This is a genomic window from Erysipelothrix aquatica (assembly GCF_009828775.2).
Taxonomy (GTDB): Bacteria; Bacillota_I; Bacilli_A; order Erysipelotrichales; family Erysipelotrichaceae; genus Erysipelothrix; species Erysipelothrix aquatica.
Map to the genome: position 1 here is coordinate 1 of NZ_WTSY02000013.1, position 16,841 is coordinate 16,841.

Annotated in this window: 14 protein-coding genes and 1 other RNA gene; 12 read left to right on the forward strand and 3 right to left on the reverse strand. The window is 36.7% G+C overall.

Annotation, left to right across the window (positions count from 1 at the left end; all coding sequences use genetic code 11):
- From GVV20_RS05075 to serS, 7 genes are all read left to right on the forward strand, one after another.
- Nucleotides 1–932: 1-phosphofructokinase family hexose kinase (locus GVV20_RS05075; protein ID WP_250690172.1), on the forward strand; the 932-nt coding region annotated here is incomplete at its 5' end.
- Between the two features lie 2 nt (nucleotides 933–934).
- Nucleotides 935–2,794: a PTS fructose transporter subunit IIABC gene (locus GVV20_RS05080; RefSeq protein ID WP_159741516.1), complete on the forward strand. Its 1,860-nt coding sequence runs from the start codon at nucleotides 935–937 to the stop codon at nucleotides 2,792–2,794.
- Between the two features lie 188 nt (nucleotides 2,795–2,982).
- Complete coding sequence (locus tag GVV20_RS05085) at nucleotides 2,983–3,204, forward strand: RNA-binding S4 domain-containing protein (protein WP_159639941.1); 222 nt, start codon at nucleotides 2,983–2,985, stop codon at nucleotides 3,202–3,204.
- Entirely contained in the window at nucleotides 3,176–4,273 is a 1,098-nt protein-coding gene (recF, locus tag GVV20_RS05090; protein ID WP_236261772.1) for a DNA replication/repair protein RecF, read from the forward strand. The genes GVV20_RS05085 and recF overlap by 29 nt, the downstream gene beginning before the upstream one ends.
- On the forward strand, nucleotides 4,273–6,192 hold the full coding sequence (gene gyrB / locus GVV20_RS05095) for a DNA topoisomerase (ATP-hydrolyzing) subunit B (RefSeq protein ID WP_159741170.1): 1,920 nt from the start codon (nucleotides 4,273–4,275) through the stop codon (nucleotides 6,190–6,192). Before recF ends, gyrB begins: the two co-directional genes overlap by 1 nt.
- A 10-nt stretch (nucleotides 6,193–6,202) precedes the next feature.
- Nucleotides 6,203–8,713 (forward strand): DNA gyrase subunit A, encoded by a 2,511-nt coding sequence (gene gyrA / locus GVV20_RS05100; protein WP_159741169.1) that lies wholly within the window; start codon nucleotides 6,203–6,205, stop codon nucleotides 8,711–8,713.
- A gap of 323 nt (nucleotides 8,714–9,036) precedes the next feature.
- Nucleotides 9,037–10,326, forward strand: coding sequence for a serine--tRNA ligase (serS, locus tag GVV20_RS05105; RefSeq protein WP_159741168.1), 1,290 nt, complete (start codon nucleotides 9,037–9,039; stop codon nucleotides 10,324–10,326).
- Between the two features lie 54 nt (nucleotides 10,327–10,380).
- Here serS and GVV20_RS05110 read toward each other — a convergent pair whose 3' ends face one another.
- Nucleotides 10,381–11,172: an HAD family hydrolase gene (locus GVV20_RS05110; protein ID WP_159741167.1), complete on the reverse strand. Its 792-nt coding sequence runs from the start codon at nucleotides 11,170–11,172 to the stop codon at nucleotides 10,381–10,383.
- Nucleotides 11,173–11,249: 77 nt separating this feature from the next.
- Here GVV20_RS05110 and ffs point away from each other — a divergent pair.
- Nucleotides 11,250–11,337: signal recognition particle sRNA small type (ffs, locus tag GVV20_RS05115), an RNA gene on the forward strand.
- A 25-nt stretch (nucleotides 11,338–11,362) separates the two neighbouring features.
- On the forward strand, nucleotides 11,363–12,250 hold the full coding sequence (locus tag GVV20_RS05120) for a GNAT family N-acetyltransferase (protein ID WP_201287516.1): 888 nt from the start codon (nucleotides 11,363–11,365) through the stop codon (nucleotides 12,248–12,250).
- 44 nt (nucleotides 12,251–12,294) lie between these two features.
- Here GVV20_RS05120 and GVV20_RS05125 read toward each other — a convergent pair whose 3' ends face one another.
- Nucleotides 12,295–12,900, reverse strand: a complete 606-nt coding sequence (locus GVV20_RS05125) for a sortase (protein ID WP_159639933.1) — start codon at nucleotides 12,898–12,900, stop codon at nucleotides 12,295–12,297.
- A 74-nt stretch (nucleotides 12,901–12,974) separates the two neighbouring features.
- Here GVV20_RS05125 and dnaX point away from each other — a divergent pair, with 74 nt between their 5' ends.
- Genes dnaX through GVV20_RS05140 form a run of 3 tightly spaced genes read left to right on the forward strand, consistent with a single transcriptional unit; the run spans nucleotide 12,975 to nucleotide 16,326 of the window.
- The gene (gene dnaX / locus GVV20_RS05130) at nucleotides 12,975–14,846 is read left to right on the forward strand and encodes a DNA polymerase III subunit gamma/tau (RefSeq protein ID WP_159741166.1); all 1,872 of its coding nucleotides are present in this window, start codon (nucleotides 12,975–12,977) and stop codon (nucleotides 14,844–14,846) included.
- A gap of 8 nt (nucleotides 14,847–14,854) precedes the next feature.
- Nucleotides 14,855–15,445, forward strand: a complete 591-nt coding sequence (gene recR, locus GVV20_RS05135) for a recombination mediator RecR (protein ID WP_159741165.1) — start codon at nucleotides 14,855–14,857, stop codon at nucleotides 15,443–15,445.
- Nucleotides 15,446–15,459: 14 nt separating this feature from the next.
- Entirely contained in the window at nucleotides 15,460–16,326 is an 867-nt protein-coding gene (locus GVV20_RS05140; protein WP_159741164.1) for a hypothetical protein, read from the forward strand.
- Here GVV20_RS05140 and GVV20_RS05145 read toward each other — a convergent pair.
- Nucleotides 16,292–16,834 carry a CYTH domain-containing protein gene (locus tag GVV20_RS05145; protein ID WP_159741163.1) on the reverse strand — a complete coding sequence of 181 codons (543 nt, stop codon included), beginning with the start codon at nucleotides 16,832–16,834 and terminating at the stop codon, nucleotides 16,292–16,294. The two genes, GVV20_RS05140 and GVV20_RS05145, sit on opposite strands and share 35 nt — an antisense overlap.
- Between the last annotated feature and the right edge of the window lie 7 nt (nucleotides 16,835–16,841).

The following is a 16,841-nucleotide window of genomic DNA, read 5'->3' on the forward strand; positions in this document are numbered from 1 at the left end:
ATACAAATAGAGGTGATTTCATGATACATATTATTGCACTAAATCCATCAATTGATTATTTGATGTCGGCAAGTTCTATAGATCTTGGCAAGACGAATCGGTCAAACTTCGAAAAAATAAGAATAGGAGGTAAAGGAATTAATGTTGCAATCGTACTCAATAACTTAGGAATTGATACGACGCTTCATGGATTTTTAGGAGGTTTTACTGGCGAACATATTCGTGAAAATTTGAAAGAGTATCCACGAATAAATGATAAATTTATCAATTCAAATGTATTAACGAGGATCAACGTGAAGATAAAAACTGATATCGAAACTGAATTGAACGGTTCTGGAGAAATCATCGATTCGAGATACATTGAACAACTCGAACGAGAAATCATGACATTTACCGAAAACGATATTGTCGTTATGAGTGGTAGTATTTCCCGGGGAATGAATTACAGTTGGTACACAAAGATAGCAAAACATTTACATTCGAAGAATATTGATTTTATCGTTGATATTGGAAGTCATGAGCTCATAAATATTTTGGAATATCATCCCCTCTTAATTAAACCAAATATTGATGAGTTCCTTCAAATTACCAATGTCTCGGATGATTACGAATCGATTCTTATTGCAGGTAAGGAAATGCTTAAATTAGGTGTTAAGAATATTATTATCTCTTGTGGTAAAGATGGATCTATATATATTTCCAATCAAGAGCTGTTTAAGGCGACGGTTCCAGAAGGGAAGCTTATTGATTCAGTTGGAGCTGGAGACTCCATGGTTGCTGGATTTATTGCAGGAATCGTAAAAGGAGAATCCGAAAAAGAAACATACTTATTAGCATCGGCTTCGGGAACGGCGACGGCATTTTCTGAAGCACTTGCTACATCAGAGGAAATCTCAGCTTTAATGAATAAAATCAAAATAGAGAGGATCTAATTATGGAATTAAAAATTAGTGATGTACTTAAAAGTAATAGTATTATTTTCGATTTGAAAGAAAATGATAAGAAATCTGTACTTTTAGAAATGTCCGAGTATTTAAAGGAGCAAGGATTTGTTAGTAATGCAAACCAGTTCTTAGATGTACTTCTTGAAAGAGAATCTATCAGTACGACTGGTGTTGGAGATGGAATTGCAATCCCTCATGGTAGGAGCAATCTAGTTACAGAAACAGTTGTTCTATTTGGAAGAAGTGCTGCTGGGGTAAATTTTGAAAGCATGGATGGCAAACCTGTACATTTATTTTTTATGATTGCTACTCCGGAAAATTCAGGGAATGAGCACCTTAAAATTCTTGCAGAATTATCGGGTAAGCTCATGCATGCTGATGTTGTGCTAAAACTAAAAAATGCCTCAACGTATTCAGAAATAATCGAAGCATTCGCAATTGACGATACTTCTAATAATATCGAAACGAATGATTTCCATAATCATAAAAAAGTTGTAGCAGTAACAGCATGTGCAACAGGAATTGCACACACATATATGGCAGCTGAGAAGCTTCAAGAAATTGCAAAGAAGTTGAATATTGATGTAAAAGTTGAAACTAACGGAACTTCAGGTGTTGGAAATCAACTTTCTAAGACTGATATTGAGAATGCTGATGCTGTGATTGTTGCTGCTGACATCAAGGTTGAAACATCACGATTTGATGGTAAAAAGATGCTTGCAGTCCCAGTAGCTAAAGCAATTAAAGAACCTCAAAAGTTATTTGAAGAAGCACTTTCTGATAATACTCCGATTCATAGTGAGAAGGCTCAAGAATCACCACGAGATGAGAAAAAAGGAATCTATAAACATCTAATGAGTGGTGTGTCTTATATGCTTCCATTTGTTATTGGTGGTGGAATTGTTATTGCACTTTCCTTTTTGGTCGATCAGTTAATAGGTGTGCCACAAGATAGTTTAGGTCAATTGGGTAGTTATAATGAACTCGCAGCATCTCTGAATAAAATTGGTGGCGCAGCATTTGGATTCATGCTTCCCGTATTAGCTGGTTACATTGCCTACAGTATTGCAGACCGTCCGGGTCTTGTAGCGGGATTTGTTGCAGGTGGAATTGCTAGCACTGGTGGCGCAGGTTTCCTTGGTGCCCTAATTGGTGGATTTGTTGCAGGGTATGTAGTCAATTTTGTGAAGAGAATGCTCAATGGACTGCCACATTCACTGAATGGATTAAAAAATATCATGTTATATCCTCTTTTAGGTGTCCTCATTACTGGTGCAATAATGCTTATTGTTAATGTACCAATGAAAACGATTAATGATATGATGAACAACTTCCTGTTGAACCTGTCTGGCACGAATGCTGTAATCCTAGGATTGCTTTTAGGTGCAATGATGGCAATTGATTTAGGGGGTCCAGTTAACAAGGCGGCTTATGTTTTTGGTACAGGAACGCTTGCTACAGCATCTGTAGGAGGAAGCAGTGTCATGGCAGCCGTAATGGCGGCTGGGATGGTACCACCGCTTGCTGTATTCGTTGCCACACTATTTTTCAAAGATAAATTTACAGTCGAAGAGAAACAAGCTGGACTTACTAATGCAGTCTTAGGAGCATCTTTCATTACTGAAGGAGCAATTCCTTTTGCATCCAAAGATCCGTTACGAATCATTCCAAGTTTTGTAGTTGGGTCCGCGGTTACCGGTGCACTTGTGCTTGCATCAAATATTATGGTAAGTGCACCTCACGGTGGTATCTTCGTAATTTTCCTTGTTTCGCAACCAGTTCTATACATTGCTTACATTGCAATTGGATCAATAATTAGCGGATTCATTATGGGTATTTTATCCAAATAATTAGCATATAAAACATAAAAACAACCGAATGCACTCATCTAAAAAAATCAATTTTTGAAGGTGCAAAATCGGTTGTTTTTTTTTATGTAAAAAAATGTCGTCAAACCCACTAATATAGGACTTTTATGATTATTCATATACGTGCATTTTGTCGTAAAATATGATAAAATAGAGGAGTTAAAAAAAGGATGGATAATATGAAAAAAGAAGGAGACTACATAACACTTGGACAGTTTCTGAAAGTTATGGACTATGTGCAATCGGGTGGGGAAGCTAAACACCTTATTCATACATTCTCCATTCAAGTAAACGGCGAGAATGAAAATCGTCGTGGAAAGAAACTTTACCCTGGTGATCAAGTTGTGATTAACGGGAATATGCATGAAATCTCTGAAGAAGATGCAGATTAAGCAACTTGAACTTAAACAATTTCGAAATGTTGAGGACGTAAGTCTCGATTTTCCGGAAAATATTACAGTATTTGTTGGAAACAATGGTCAAGGTAAGACAAATATCATCGAATCGATAGTTTTTTTAGGTTCAGGTAGATCATTTCGAGTCAATGACGATAAAATTCTGATTCAAAATGGAAAAGAATTTGCTAAAGCTGAAGCAGTTATGGATTCGGGACACCTTTTGAAAATAGTTGTTAGCGAACAAGGAAAATATTTACAGGTTAATCATTCACCATTGAAAAAGTTAAGTGATTTTATCGGGTATTGTAATGTAATATTATTCAATCCTGATGATTTAAATTTTTTTACGGATGCACCCAAAATTCGACGTAGAAGTGTTGATTTTGAGTTAGGAAAACTTTCTAAGGATTATATTGGCATTTTATCTAGATACACACAGGTCTTAACACAACGTAATGCATTATTGAAATCACGAAATATTGACTTTAGCTTATTGGAAATACTGGATAGTCAGCTAATTGAGTATCAAATTCCGATTATCAAGCAACGAAATGCATTTATTGCTCGTTTAGAGCCAGTTGTAGAAAGATTTTACCAAGCAATGAGTCAAACATCGACTCGTGTTAATTTCGAGTATAGGAGCCCTGTAAGTGTTGATAGTTCGATTCTTGCTAATCTAACGAAACGTATGCAAGAAATGCACCAAAGAGATTTGGATATACGTGCAACGCAAGTGGGAATTCATCGAGATGACTACGTATTTAAGATGGATGGGGTTCCTGTTATCAATACTGCGTCTCAAGGACAGAAACGAATGCTCATGATTGCGTTTAAACTTGCACTTGTCTCGTTGGTTTATGAGTTGCAAGGGGCTTATCCAATATTATGCTTGGATGATCTATTTTCGGAGTTAGATGAGTCACGTCGCAAAATGGTTCTGAAAATGATTCCAGACGCCGTACAAGTATTTATTACAACGACTGATATGCAATTTATACAAACAGAAAGAAACTTAAATGTGTTTCACGTTAATAAAGGAATTATTCATAAGGAGGTAATTTAATGGCATCAAACAAAGTAGAACATTCTTATACTTCAGAAGATATTCAGGTATTAGAGGGTTTAGAAGCTGTTCGTAAACGCCCTGGGATGTACATAGGGAGTACATCTGCTCGTGGTTTGCACCATTTGGTATGGGAAATTGTTGATAATGGTATTGATGAAGCACTAGCTGGTTATGCAAGTGAAATTACAGTTACTGTCGACAAAGATAACATTGTCACTGTTTCTGATAATGGTCGTGGTATTCCAGTTGGAATTCACGAAAAAACTGGTGTTTCTACTGCAGAAACAATTTATACAGTGCTTCATGCCGGAGGTAAATTCGGTGGTGGTGCCTATAAAGTTTCTGGTGGACTTCATGGGGTTGGGGCATCCGTTGTTAATGCCTTGTCTACTTTCTTAGAAGTATCTATTTTTAAAGAAGGCACTGAGTACTATCTTCGTTTTGAAAACGGTGGCCACACTGCTATTCCATTAGAAGAACGTGGAAAAACTGATCGCCAAGGTACAGAAGTTAGATTTAAAGCTGATCCAGAAATATTTAAAGAAACTACAGAGTATTCATTTGATGTATTACGTGATCGCTTACGTCAAATGGCTTTCTTGAACAAAGGAATTAAGATTACATTTATTGATGAGAGAGAGCCTGAGGAGTCACGTGCCAACGTCTTCCATTATGAAAATGGAATTCTTGAATATGTTCATTTTATGAATAGAAATCGCCAAGTAATTCATGAAGAGATTGTTTATGTTGAAGGCGAAGAAGATCAAATTCAAGTTGAAGTTGCAATGCAGTATAATGATGGGTTTGTTCCAAATATCTATTCATTTACAAATAATATTAATACACAAGAAGGGGGAACTCATGAAGATGGTTTCCGTCTTGCTTTAACACGTGTTATTAATAATTATGCTAAAGAAAATAATCTACTGAAAAAAGACGAAGATGGCTTCTTAGGTGATGATGTTCGTGAAGGACTCACTGCTATAATCTCCGTAAAACATCCAGATCCTCAGTATGAGGGGCAAACAAAAACAAAACTTGGAAATAGTGAAGTACGTAAGATTGTTTCTAACATATTTGGAAATCAATTTGAACGTTTCTTAATGGAGCATCCTGATGATGCAAAAATTATCATAGATAAAGCGCTCGTTGCATCAAAAGCACGTGTTGCTGCTCGTAAAGCGCGGGAACTGACACGTCGTAAAGGTGCTCTTGAGGTATCATCATTACCTGGAAAACTTGCAGACTGTTCAAATCGTAACCCGGCCGAAAGTGAAATCTACCTCGTCGAGGGTGATTCCGCTGGCGGAAGTGCAAAACAAGGTCGTGATAGTAAATTCCAAGCAATTCTTCCTCTACGTGGTAAGGTTATCAACGTTGAGAAGGCTCGTTTACACCGAATCTTTGACAATAATGAAATTCGTATGATGCTTACAGCGTTCGGTACAGGAATTGGTGAAGAAATGAATCTTGAGAAGTTGAGATATCATAAAATCGTTATCATGACCGATGCTGACGTAGACGGTGCGCACATTAGAACGTTACTTTTAACATTCTTTTACCGTTTCTTACGTCCAGTCATTGAAGGAGGCTTTGTGTATATTGCGCAGCCACCTTTGTATAAAATTTCTCGTGGAAATAAAATGGCTTATGCCTATAGTGATGAAGAATTGGAAGAGCTTAAACCTGAGTTTGGTGATCGTTTCAACGTTCAGCGATACAAGGGTCTTGGTGAAATGAATCCGGAGCAACTATGGGAAACAACTATGGATCCTCAAACACGTACGCTTATTCGTGTTGATATTGAAGATGCAATGGAAGCCGATATGATTTTTGAAACGTTAATGGGTGATGAAGTTGCACCCCGTCGCCAGTTTATTCAAGAAAATGCAGAATATGCAGATTTAGATATCTAGGGAGGGAAAAATGGAAGAGAATAAAGAATTTGATCGCGTAAAATCGCGTAGTATTTCTGATGAAATGAAGAAATCTTTCGTTTCATATGCAATGTCCGTTATTGTCTCACGTGCCCTTCCAGATGTACGTGATGGATTGAAGCCTGTTCACCGTCGTATTCTATATGCGATGAATGATTTGGGTATGACGAGTGATAAACCGTATAAGAAATCTGCACGTATTGTTGGGGACGTAATTGGTAAGTATCACCCTCACGGTGATAGTGCTGTCTATGAATCAATGGTTCGTATGTCACAAGACTTCTCTTATCGTTACATGCTAGTCGATGGCCATGGTAACTTTGGCTCAATTGATGGTGATGGTGCTGCGGCGATGCGTTATACTGAAGCTCGTATGTCCAAAATTTCGATGGAAATGATGCGCGATATTAACAAAGAAACTGTTGATTTTCAACCTAACTATGATGGGGAAGAGACAGAACCTTCAGTTCTACCTTCACGTTTTCCGAATGTTTTAGTTAATGGTGGAACGGGGATTGCTGTCGGGATGGCAACGAATATCCCTCCTCATAACTTAGGAGAAGTCATTGATGCTACAATTGCGTTAATTGATAATCCGGAAATCACAATTAAAGAATTGATGGATGAATATATTTTTGGTCCAGATTTCCCAACAGGAGCTTATTTACTAGGACGCTCAGGTATTAAGTCAGCATTTGAAACAGGTCGTGGATCTGTAGTTATGCGTGCTAAAGTTGATATTACGGAGTTACCTAATGGGAAGCCGGTTCTCACAATTTCTGAAATACCTTACCAAGTAAATAAAGCGAATCTTGTTGAGAAAATCGCTAGTCTTGTTCGTGATAAGGAAATTGAAGGAATTACTGACTTAAGAGATGAGTCAAACCGAGTCGGTATCAAAATAGTTATTGAATTACGACGCGAAATACAACCGGAAGTTGTATTAAACCAACTATACCGTTTAACCGCTATGCAATCGACATTTGGTGTGAATATGTTAGCGTTGGTCGATAATAGACCAAAACTTCTCAATCTTCTTGAAATACTAGGATATTATCGAGATCACCAAATCGAAATTATCACACGAAGAACGCGATTCGAACTTCGAAAAGCTGAAGAACGTGCTCATATTCTCGAAGGAATGATCATTGCTCTTGATAATATTGATGAAGTAATGACAATTATTAGAAGTTCAAATGATGATGCTGAGGCAAGTAGTCGTCTTAATGAACGATTTGGCCTTACAGCAATTCAATCTAAAGCAATCTTAGATATGCAGTTCAGACGTCTGACTGGATTGCAACGTGAAAAACTCGATGCAGAATACGCAGAGTTAACACTAACAATAGAAGATTTAAAAGATATTCTCGCAAATCACAGTCGTGTTTTAGATATAATTAAGACAGATTTAGAAGAAATTAAGACTAAATTTGGTGATCCAAGACGCTCTGAAGTAATAGAAGCAGATATCGATATGCTTGATGAAGATTTGATACCGGAAGAAGATATCGTAATTTCGATGACTATGAATGGTTATATTAAGCGTACAACTATAGACTCCTTTAATGTTCAAAATAGAGGTGGTAAGGGTGTTAAAGGTATGGCGACATACGATGAAGATGAAATTGATCAGTTCTTAGCTCTTTCAACTCATGATTACTTACTGGTCTTTACTAATAAAGGTAAAGTGTATAGAATGCGTGGATTTAATGTTCCTGCAGCAAGTAGAACTGCTAAAGGAATTCCAGTCGTCAACTTACTATCTCTGGATGAAGGAGAAGAAGTACGTACGCTGGTGAAAGTACCTAGAGATGATGAAGACTCTAAATATGCATTCTTCGTAACTCGACAAGGTATTGTAAAACGTGTTGCAGTGAGTGAGTTTGAGTCAATTCGACAAAATGGTAAAATTGCAATTACGCTACGCGAAGACGATGAACTCGTGGCTGTCAAAATGACGGATGGTTCAAATGAAATTATCATCGGTGGAGGCAACGGTAAAGCAGTTCGCTTTGACGAGAATGAAGTTCGACCAATGGGACGTACTGCATCTGGTGTTCGAGGATTCGATGTTGATGGTGGAATCGTCGTAGGGGTCGCAACTGACCGTGAAGGTAAGTATATTTTAGCCATTACTGAAAAAGGTTATGGAAAACGTACTGAATTAGATGAGTATCGCTTAACCAAACGTGGTGCTAAAGGTGTTAAAACAGTTAATATTACTGAGAAGAACGGAAATCTCGTATCGCTTCGTGCTGTCGAAGGTGATGAAGAGCTTCTTGTTATTTCAAGTGATGGAACTGTTATCCGTACAGAAGTTGCAAATATAGGAATATATGGTCGTTCAACGATTGGTGTTCGAATTATCAATGTTGGAGAAAATGACGCTGTAGCTTCAGTCGCGGTGTTGAAAGTTAGTGAAGAAATTGCTGACTCAGATACCGATGATAAGTCACACGATGATACAGTGACTGAAACCGAAACTGTAGATTCAGAATAATATAGTATAAAAGCATACGATTAGTCGTATGCTTTTTCTTTATCTACAATTAAAACTTACTAATTTGACAATAAATACAGTAATGGCTATAATTATCTTAAACTCAGTGTGAGGGAATAATATAGTCGCAAGTTATTTAAAGAGAGATACTGTTGGTGAGAGGTATTATTAATTGATTATAGATCTACCCTTGAGAGATTAAGTTCGGAAGACAGCCGTTATCTGTTAAAGGAATGTTTCACGTGAAACATTCGAAAAAGGGTGGCACCACGGTAAATCCGTCCCTTAATGAGGGTGTTTTTTTTATTTTAGGAGAGATAGTTATGTTAGATATTAATCTATTTAGAACTGATGCGGATATTATTCGCGAAAACATAAAGAAAAAATTCCAAGATCACAAGCTACCGATGGTCGATGAAATCATTGCATTGGATATTGAATATCGTGGTTTAAAGACACGTGCGGACGAATTGCGTGGTCAAAGAAACTCATTAAGTAAGGAAATTGGTAAACTAATGGGTCAAAAGAGAATCGATGAAGCAAATTCCATTAAAGAGCAAGTTCAAGCATTTGCTAAAGAACTTGAAGAAATTGAGCAAAATGAAGAGCCGGTATTTGAAAAATTACAACAACTCTTGATGCAAATACCGAACTTAATAGCTGATGATGTTCCTTTGGGAAAAGATGACAGTGAAAATGTTGAGCGCTCACGTCATGGTGAAATGGTAGAAAAGCCATTTGAAGTCCCTTATCATGTAGATATTATGGAGTCATTCGATGGAATCGACTTAGATGCAGCACGAAAAGTTAGTGGACAAGGATTCTACTACTTACAAAAGGATGTTGCGCGTCTTCATTCAGCTGTCACTGCATACGCGAGAGACTTCATGATTGATCGTGGTTATGATTATGTCATTCCACCATATATGATTCGTAGTCACGTTGTTACTGGTGTAATGAGTTTCGAAGAAATGGAAAATATGATGTATAAGGTTGAAGGTGAGGATCTGTACTTAATTGGTACCAGTGAACACTCAATGATTGGTAAGTTTATTGATACAATCAACCCTGAATCTAAGATGCCTCAACGCCTCACTAGCTACTCACCTTGCTTCCGTAAAGAAGTAGGTGCTCATGGAATAGAAGAGCGAGGAGTATATAGAATACACCAGTTTGAGAAGCAAGAGATGGTTATTGTATGTAAACCGGAAGAAAGTGCTGCATTATTTGAAGAAATGTACAAAAATTCAGTTGATTACTTCCGAAGTTTAGATATTCCAGTCAGAGTACTAGAGTGCTGCTCAGGGGATTTAGCTGATCTAAAACACAAATCTGTTGATGTTGAAGCATGGAGTCCTCGTCAAAAGAAATTCTTCGAAGTAGGAAGTTGTTCAAACCTTACAGATGCTCAAGCAAGAAGACTGAAAATAAGAATTGATACAAAAGACGGACGCGTATTTGCACATACTTTAAACAATACAGTTGTTGCACCTCCGCGGATGCTTATCGCATTTTTAGAGAATAACCTTCAAGAAGATGGTTCAGTACTAATTCCTGAAGCATTAAGACCTTACATGGGATTCAAAGAGAAAATGGTTCCTGTATCTAAATAAATCATTAAAAAAAGGAGTTAATCTTACGATTAACTCCTTTTTTAATTGCATTAACTACTGTTTTTCTAAGTATTCCTTAATAATTCGAGTTACAGGAGCAGAATTATTGTCTTCAATTAAAAAATCAGCAATTTGTTTGACATCATCATGCGCATTCATAACGGCATATCCAATACCCGCTAGCTCGAGCATTCCAATATCGTTATGATAATCACCAAATGCAACAACATCATCTTGATCAATATTCATTTCTTCGAGAAGATGCTTAAGACCTTCTCCTTTATCGACATTGTTATGCATGACGTCAATCCAAATTTTACCCGCAGTAACAGCATTATAACGACTTGATAGGGCAGGTTCAATAAAATTCTTGTAATTATCAACCGTATTTTCAAGACTTAACATAGTGACTTTGATTATATCATCATTCACTTTAGATATATCGTCGACTATATTGTAGTCGAGATAATATTCATACAGTTTTTGTTTATGGTCATCATCATAGACCTCGACATAAGCACTCGTTAGAGACGATGCGATAATTGAAGTTTCTTTTGCTTTACGAATGGGAACTAGTACTTCTTCAATATCTTCCTGAGAAAATACAGACTTATAGATTATTTTACCGTTATACTCGACAATTGCACCATTGTCTGAGATAAAATTGATCTCATGATTAAAATCCTTAACTTTATTTTTAATGCTAAAGAGTGTTCTTCCAGAAGCTAAAACAAGTCCGGAATCACTACTGTTTAGTAGGTCTAGTGTTTCTTTAAAATCTTTTGGCAACTCTGAATTATCGTTCAGAAGAGTGTGATCCATGTCACTTACAAATAGTTTTGGCATATGTTACCTCCAGTGAAATTATATCATAAATGTTTCACGTGAAACGTTGCATTTATTTGCATATTTGTTATAATAACTATGCTACTACAACATAATCTAATGAACCAGGTCAGGGTAGGAATACAGCAGCCTTAATTTAGCTCTTATGTGTGTAGTGGCTTTTTTTGTATCCAAAATGAGGTGATAGATCATGAATCACGAAATGTATATGAGAGAAGCTATAAAACAAGCTAAATTGGCATATGAGATGGATGAAGTACCTGTCGGTGCTATCGTAGTAAAAGACGGAAAAATTATAGGTAAAGGATTCAATCTAAGAGAGAGTACCAAAAGAACAAGCGCACATGCAGAAATTGAAGCCATGAATGATGCGGGGAAATCACTTAATAGTTGGAACTTAAGCGGTTGTACTGTTTATGTAACTGTTGAACCTTGTCAAATGTGTGCAGGGGCAATGATTCAAGCTCATGTAGATACGGTAGTATATGGTGCTAATGAACCCAATAGTGGTAGCTATGGGTCAGTATTGAATATGTCTGAAATAAAGGGATTTAATCATTACCCGAAGGTAATCCCAAACATACTCGAATCTGAAGGGAGATTACTTATGAAAGAATTTTTTAAAGAAAAACGTAATAATGAAGTAAAAATCAAACGCGTCGATGAGAAATCCTATAATCTATACTTAGATGTCAGAAAGAAAGTGTTTGTTGAAGAACAAAACGTTGATATAGGACTTGAAATAGATGAATATGATTCAGCTAATAACGAGAATGTAATGCATGTAATGGCGGTTGTTAATAATCAAGTTGTTGGAGCTGCACGTTATGTGAAAAAGGGAGATACCCTCAAGGTTGGACGAGTTGCAGTGCTCAAAGAGTATCGAAAATTCAAAATAGGGACTAAGTTGCTCCAAGATGCGGAGAAACAAGCGAAAAATAATGGATTTAAACGACTTGAATTGGGTGCCCAGATTCAAGCAATACCATTCTATGAAAAAAATGGTTATAAAGAATATGGTGAAGTCTTTGATGACGCAGGGATTGATCATATAATGATGGAAAAGGAAATCAAATAAAAAAACATCAATCTTAGTGATTGATGTTTTTTTATAGCATAAACTTATGTGTTCGGTACTTCACTGATTTGTGTTGCTTTGACGATAGTTCGCCATGGATCAACAGTTGTCTGTTCTGTACATGTAATTAAAGTAAGTGTTCTAGCATCTGGAGTATCATTCAAGACCGACACATCCGTATGATGAACGGTAGAAATGTCTTCAATACGATAAGTGTAAGTATTCTTTTTATCGTTAAGTATTACTTCATCACCAATTTCAAGTTTATCAAAATCTCTAAAGACACAGCTTGCACAGTTACCATTGTGGCCCGCGATAGCAAAGTTTCCGTTACCTGTAGGTTCAGGAGAACTTTCATACGCAACTACATAGCGAGAAAGATAGTTCCAATCATTTGTTTTAGCAATCAAATGATTAACACCGAGTTTTTCAATAACTATATAGCCCCATACATTGGCATCAACAGTCTCAGCTGGCAATTCCGAGTTCTCAGATAATAAAGGAGCATTCATAAAATTTTGTAGTTCCTGTTCCTGTGATTTACGTTCGAAGTATTTGATACCGACATCGTAAACAATGATTGAGAGCCCCAGCACAGTCATTAGTATCCCAATGATACCAAGAACATTTACTTTTTTCTTCTTTTCCATACCTTAATTATATGGAATCAAATAAGTAATTACAACCAATAGGCCGTATGATATAATGAATAATAGGTGATAACATGGCATATCAGTCATTATATAGAAAATACAGACCTTCTACGATGGACGAAGTAGTCGGCCAACAACATATTGTTGAAGTCCTTACAAATTCAGTAAAAAAAGATAAGATATCGCATGCTTATCTTTTAACTGGTCCACGAGGTACCGGGAAAACCTCAACAGCAAAATTGTTTGCACGTGCAGTAAACTGTACAAGTGACACTGAACTGATCTGTGGTCAGTGTGATAACTGTGTTGCAGTACAAAATAACACGCACCCTGACTTAATTGAAATCGATGCAGCAAGTAATAACGGTGTCGATGAAATCCGAAGTCTAATCGAACGTGTTAAATACACACCAATTTTAGGTAAATATAAAGTTTATATTATTGATGAGGTCCATATGTTAACACAAGGTGCATTTAATGCCCTTTTGAAGACATTAGAGGAACCACCAAGTCACGTCGTCTTTATTCTTGCGACTACAGAAATTCATAAAGTGCTTCCAACCATCATTTCAAGATGCCAAAGATTCGATTTTACGAGAATTCCTGAATTGGCAATTGCAGAGCGTTTAGACAGTATTTTAGAGAAAGAACATGAAAGTGCAGAACCTGGTGCAACGGAATTGATTGCATCATTATCGGGTGGTGGATTGCGTAATGCTCTAACTATTCTAGAACAAGCAATTGTGCTATCTGATGGTCCAATTACAAAGCAACAAATCTATGCGTCAAACGGTGTACTGTCAGTTGATGGAAAAATGGAAATGTTTAGAAATATTGCGGCAAGTGATATGCAGCAACTTATTGATAATATTCAAGCTATGAAAATGCAATCAGTCAGCTATGATCGCTTAGTGATGGACATTACTAAAAACCTCAAAGATAGTCTGATTTATACGTATACTAAAATGAATACATTAACTGAAGATACTTTAGTTCGTTATTTATCAGAAGCATTTACAACAGATGTTCGTCTTAAAATGATTGATATCTTGTTAGAGTATGCAGAAAAGATGCGTTTCTCACAACAACCCGAAATGTACTTTGAGATTGCTATGTTAGACATATTCAATCATTTTTCGAATAACTCAGGTATAGTACAAGGACAGCCAACTCAAAAATATACGCAGTTTGTTCCAAATAAACAAGAGACTGTAGTTGAAACTCCAAAAGACTTAAATCCGATAGTAGAATCCGTAAATACGAAAGGTGCTACAGATTTAGATCCAGTAGTACTCACAAAAGATGTAAGTAAACAACCAGAAGTTGTTATATCGAATCCAGAAGATGCAATACAATTTGAGTTTGATGATACTGAACATGAAGTAATCGAAGATGTCATTGATGATTCAATAAACGCATCAAGTATTGCTCCTGTACATACAGAAAATAGTATTGGGCTAAAGAATATTGATACTGATATGGTTATAAGACTTATGGTAACTGCTGATAAGTCACTAAGATTAGCAGATGAAGAGCAATTTACGCAAATCCAAAGGTATCGAAATATACCACAATGGGCACGATCAGCGAGATTACTATCTGGCGGTAAAGTTGTGTTAAGTAGTCCGTTCTTTGTGGTTGTGGCGATGCAGTCTGAAATTGAAGTTCGTGAAATTGGTGAAGCACGGAATCGTCACGAACTCAATAAATTTAGCGAAGTGATTTTCAATAAAGATAAAACAATCTTAGCAATCTCGGTAAATATGTATCAAGAAGCGGTCGCGAGGTTTATTGAACTTAATAAAGCAGGAACCTTACCAAGTCCTGTTTTACCTGAAGAACTTACTGTAACAGAAGAAAATGCGGAAGATGCACGAATTGTTGATGAGTCACTTGATAGTGTCTTAAATCTATTTGGTGACTCCGTAGAAATTATTGAATAGGAGTTATAATGTATCCGAAAACACTGCAACAACTCATAGAGTCTTTTAAAATGCTTCCTGGAGTTGGTCAAAAAACAGCAGAACGTTATGCACTTACAATGTTGGAATCAAACATTGAAGATCTCAACGAATTTGCAAGCAATCTGATGAATATAAAATTAAACATTAAAACATGTAAAGTATGCCATAATCTTACAGAAACAGAAATCTGCGATATTTGTGCAGATAATACTCGTGATCAAAATACAATTTGTGTTGTTTCAAGTGCTAAAGAAGTTTTCTCAATCGAAAAAACACAAGAATATCATGGTGTCTATCATGTACTCGACGGCCTGATTTCAACGAAAAAAGGCATAATGCCTGATCAATTGAATATTGAAAGTTTGGAAAAACGTCTATCCCAAGAATCAAAAGAAGTGATTTTAGCATTGAATGCAACAGTTGAAGGTGAAATGACTTCATTGTACCTTGCTAAAAGGCTCGAGGATAGAGTTGATGTAACACGTTTGGCTTTCGGACTTCCAATTGGAGGGCATCTCGATTATGCCGATGACATGACATTAATCAAAGCTTTTGAAGGGCGTAATAAAATTAAGTAAAGGAGGATAACATAATGAGCTCAATCGCATATATTTCGGATGAAAGAATGATAGAATTTCATAGAAGTAATGGTCATCGTTCCATCAATTTTTGGCGTCTTAGCACGAAGCGATTTGAACGTTTTGATGTGGGCTCATTGTTATTCTTTATAGACAAACGTTATATTCACCCCGTAACAAAGGAAAAAGGAATTATTGGATATGGACGTGCTCGTAGCGTACGAACGATGAGTATCAAGCGGACATGGGACGAGTACCAACACATGAATGGATACAAAGATTATCCTTCGTTTCATGAGTCCATTATGAATGCAACTAAAGATGGGGAAGCGCCTAAGCAAATTCAATCAATCGAATTAGATCATGTCGTATTTTTCAAAGGACCAGTCTTTCTAAGTGAAGTTGACTTCGTCTTGCCAAGTAGACTTGAATCATTCTTGTATCTTGTAGATGGTGGCAGAGATGTCGCGATTGAACTCTTAAAGAAAGCAGAAACGATTGGTATCGATCAATGGTTTGCAGCAATAAATGCGCGCGTAGAAATGAATTTAATTTATGAAGATATCCATGAACAGACGATCCGAAATGCAATTTCTGATATAGCAGTAACATGGACACAATTACAAGAAAATTTGACCTACAATATTGAAAATACATCGCGAATCGGTCCAATCGCATATCAATATACGGAGCGGTTAACTAAAATCTATTTGCCAAGCTCATCAATAAAAAACCATTTTTACGAGCTTCTCGGTATTATAACGTGGTTAAAAAAAGAACTCGAAGTTTATCAACTTGAGTTCGTCATTGTATCGAAAACTTCGATGCGTGATTTTGAAGATCAATTTAAGCGCCTGAAGTTAACGCCCTTATATATTTAGGTTTTGCTTCGTGGTATTCAACATTTAACTCATTGAGCATATCTACATAGTGTGGATATGCTTTTTCGTTTGCTTCATGTAGTTCATATTCCAATTCGAAATCGTTGTGGTTCTCGAATGATGATGCATCGAGGCACCAAGACCCATAAGTATCATCATACGTATAGCGTTGTGTGTCACTATATGCAATGCAATCCAATTGGTTAACGTCCAAGTTTAACCGATTAAAAAAATCAATGACGGAAGGGTGGTCTAATGTCTTTGTTTCTAAGAGCACCTCATGTTCCATGACCCCATCCTCTTGAGGAATTTTAACTGTAAACTCGAAGCGATTATCGACTGTGCGAATACGGCACATGATGCCCATACTGTACAGTTGACGATCAGGTGTATCGTAGTAATCATTGCGTTGGTTGACTCCAGAATCGAAAGGCAATTTCGACTTAATCTTCTCAAATAACGGTTCATCCAACATTGTTTTGTATTCAATCTCTAGGTTATGTTTCATATTACTA

Coding starts and splice junctions, on each gene's coding strand:
- GVV20_RS05085 (WP_159639941.1), top strand. CDS start 2,983: ATGGATAATATGAAAAAAGAAGGAGACTACATAACACTTGGACAGTTT.
- serS (WP_159741168.1), top strand. CDS start 9,037: ATGTTAGATATTAATCTATTTAGAACTGATGCGGATATTATTCGCGAA.
- gyrA (WP_159741169.1), top strand. CDS start 6,203: ATGGAAGAGAATAAAGAATTTGATCGCGTAAAATCGCGTAGTATTTCT.
- recR (WP_159741165.1), top strand. CDS start 14,855: ATGTATCCGAAAACACTGCAACAACTCATAGAGTCTTTTAAAATGCTT.
- GVV20_RS05080 (WP_159741516.1), top strand. CDS start 935: ATGGAATTAAAAATTAGTGATGTACTTAAAAGTAATAGTATTATTTTC.
- GVV20_RS05110 (WP_159741167.1), bottom strand. CDS start 11,172: ATGCCAAAACTATTTGTAAGTGACATGGATCACACTCTTCTGAACGAT.
- GVV20_RS05145 (WP_159741163.1), bottom strand. CDS start 16,834: ATGAAACATAACCTAGAGATTGAATACAAAACAATGTTGGATGAACCG.
- dnaX (WP_159741166.1), top strand. CDS start 12,975: ATGGCATATCAGTCATTATATAGAAAATACAGACCTTCTACGATGGAC.
- recF (WP_236261772.1), top strand. CDS start 3,176: ATGAAATCTCTGAAGAAGATGCAGATTAAGCAACTTGAACTTAAACAA.
- gyrB (WP_159741170.1), top strand. CDS start 4,273: ATGGCATCAAACAAAGTAGAACATTCTTATACTTCAGAAGATATTCAG.
- GVV20_RS05125 (WP_159639933.1), bottom strand. CDS start 12,900: ATGGAAAAGAAGAAAAAAGTAAATGTTCTTGGTATCATTGGGATACTA.
- GVV20_RS05120 (WP_201287516.1), top strand. CDS start 11,363: ATGAATCACGAAATGTATATGAGAGAAGCTATAAAACAAGCTAAATTG.
- GVV20_RS05140 (WP_159741164.1), top strand. CDS start 15,460: ATGAGCTCAATCGCATATATTTCGGATGAAAGAATGATAGAATTTCAT.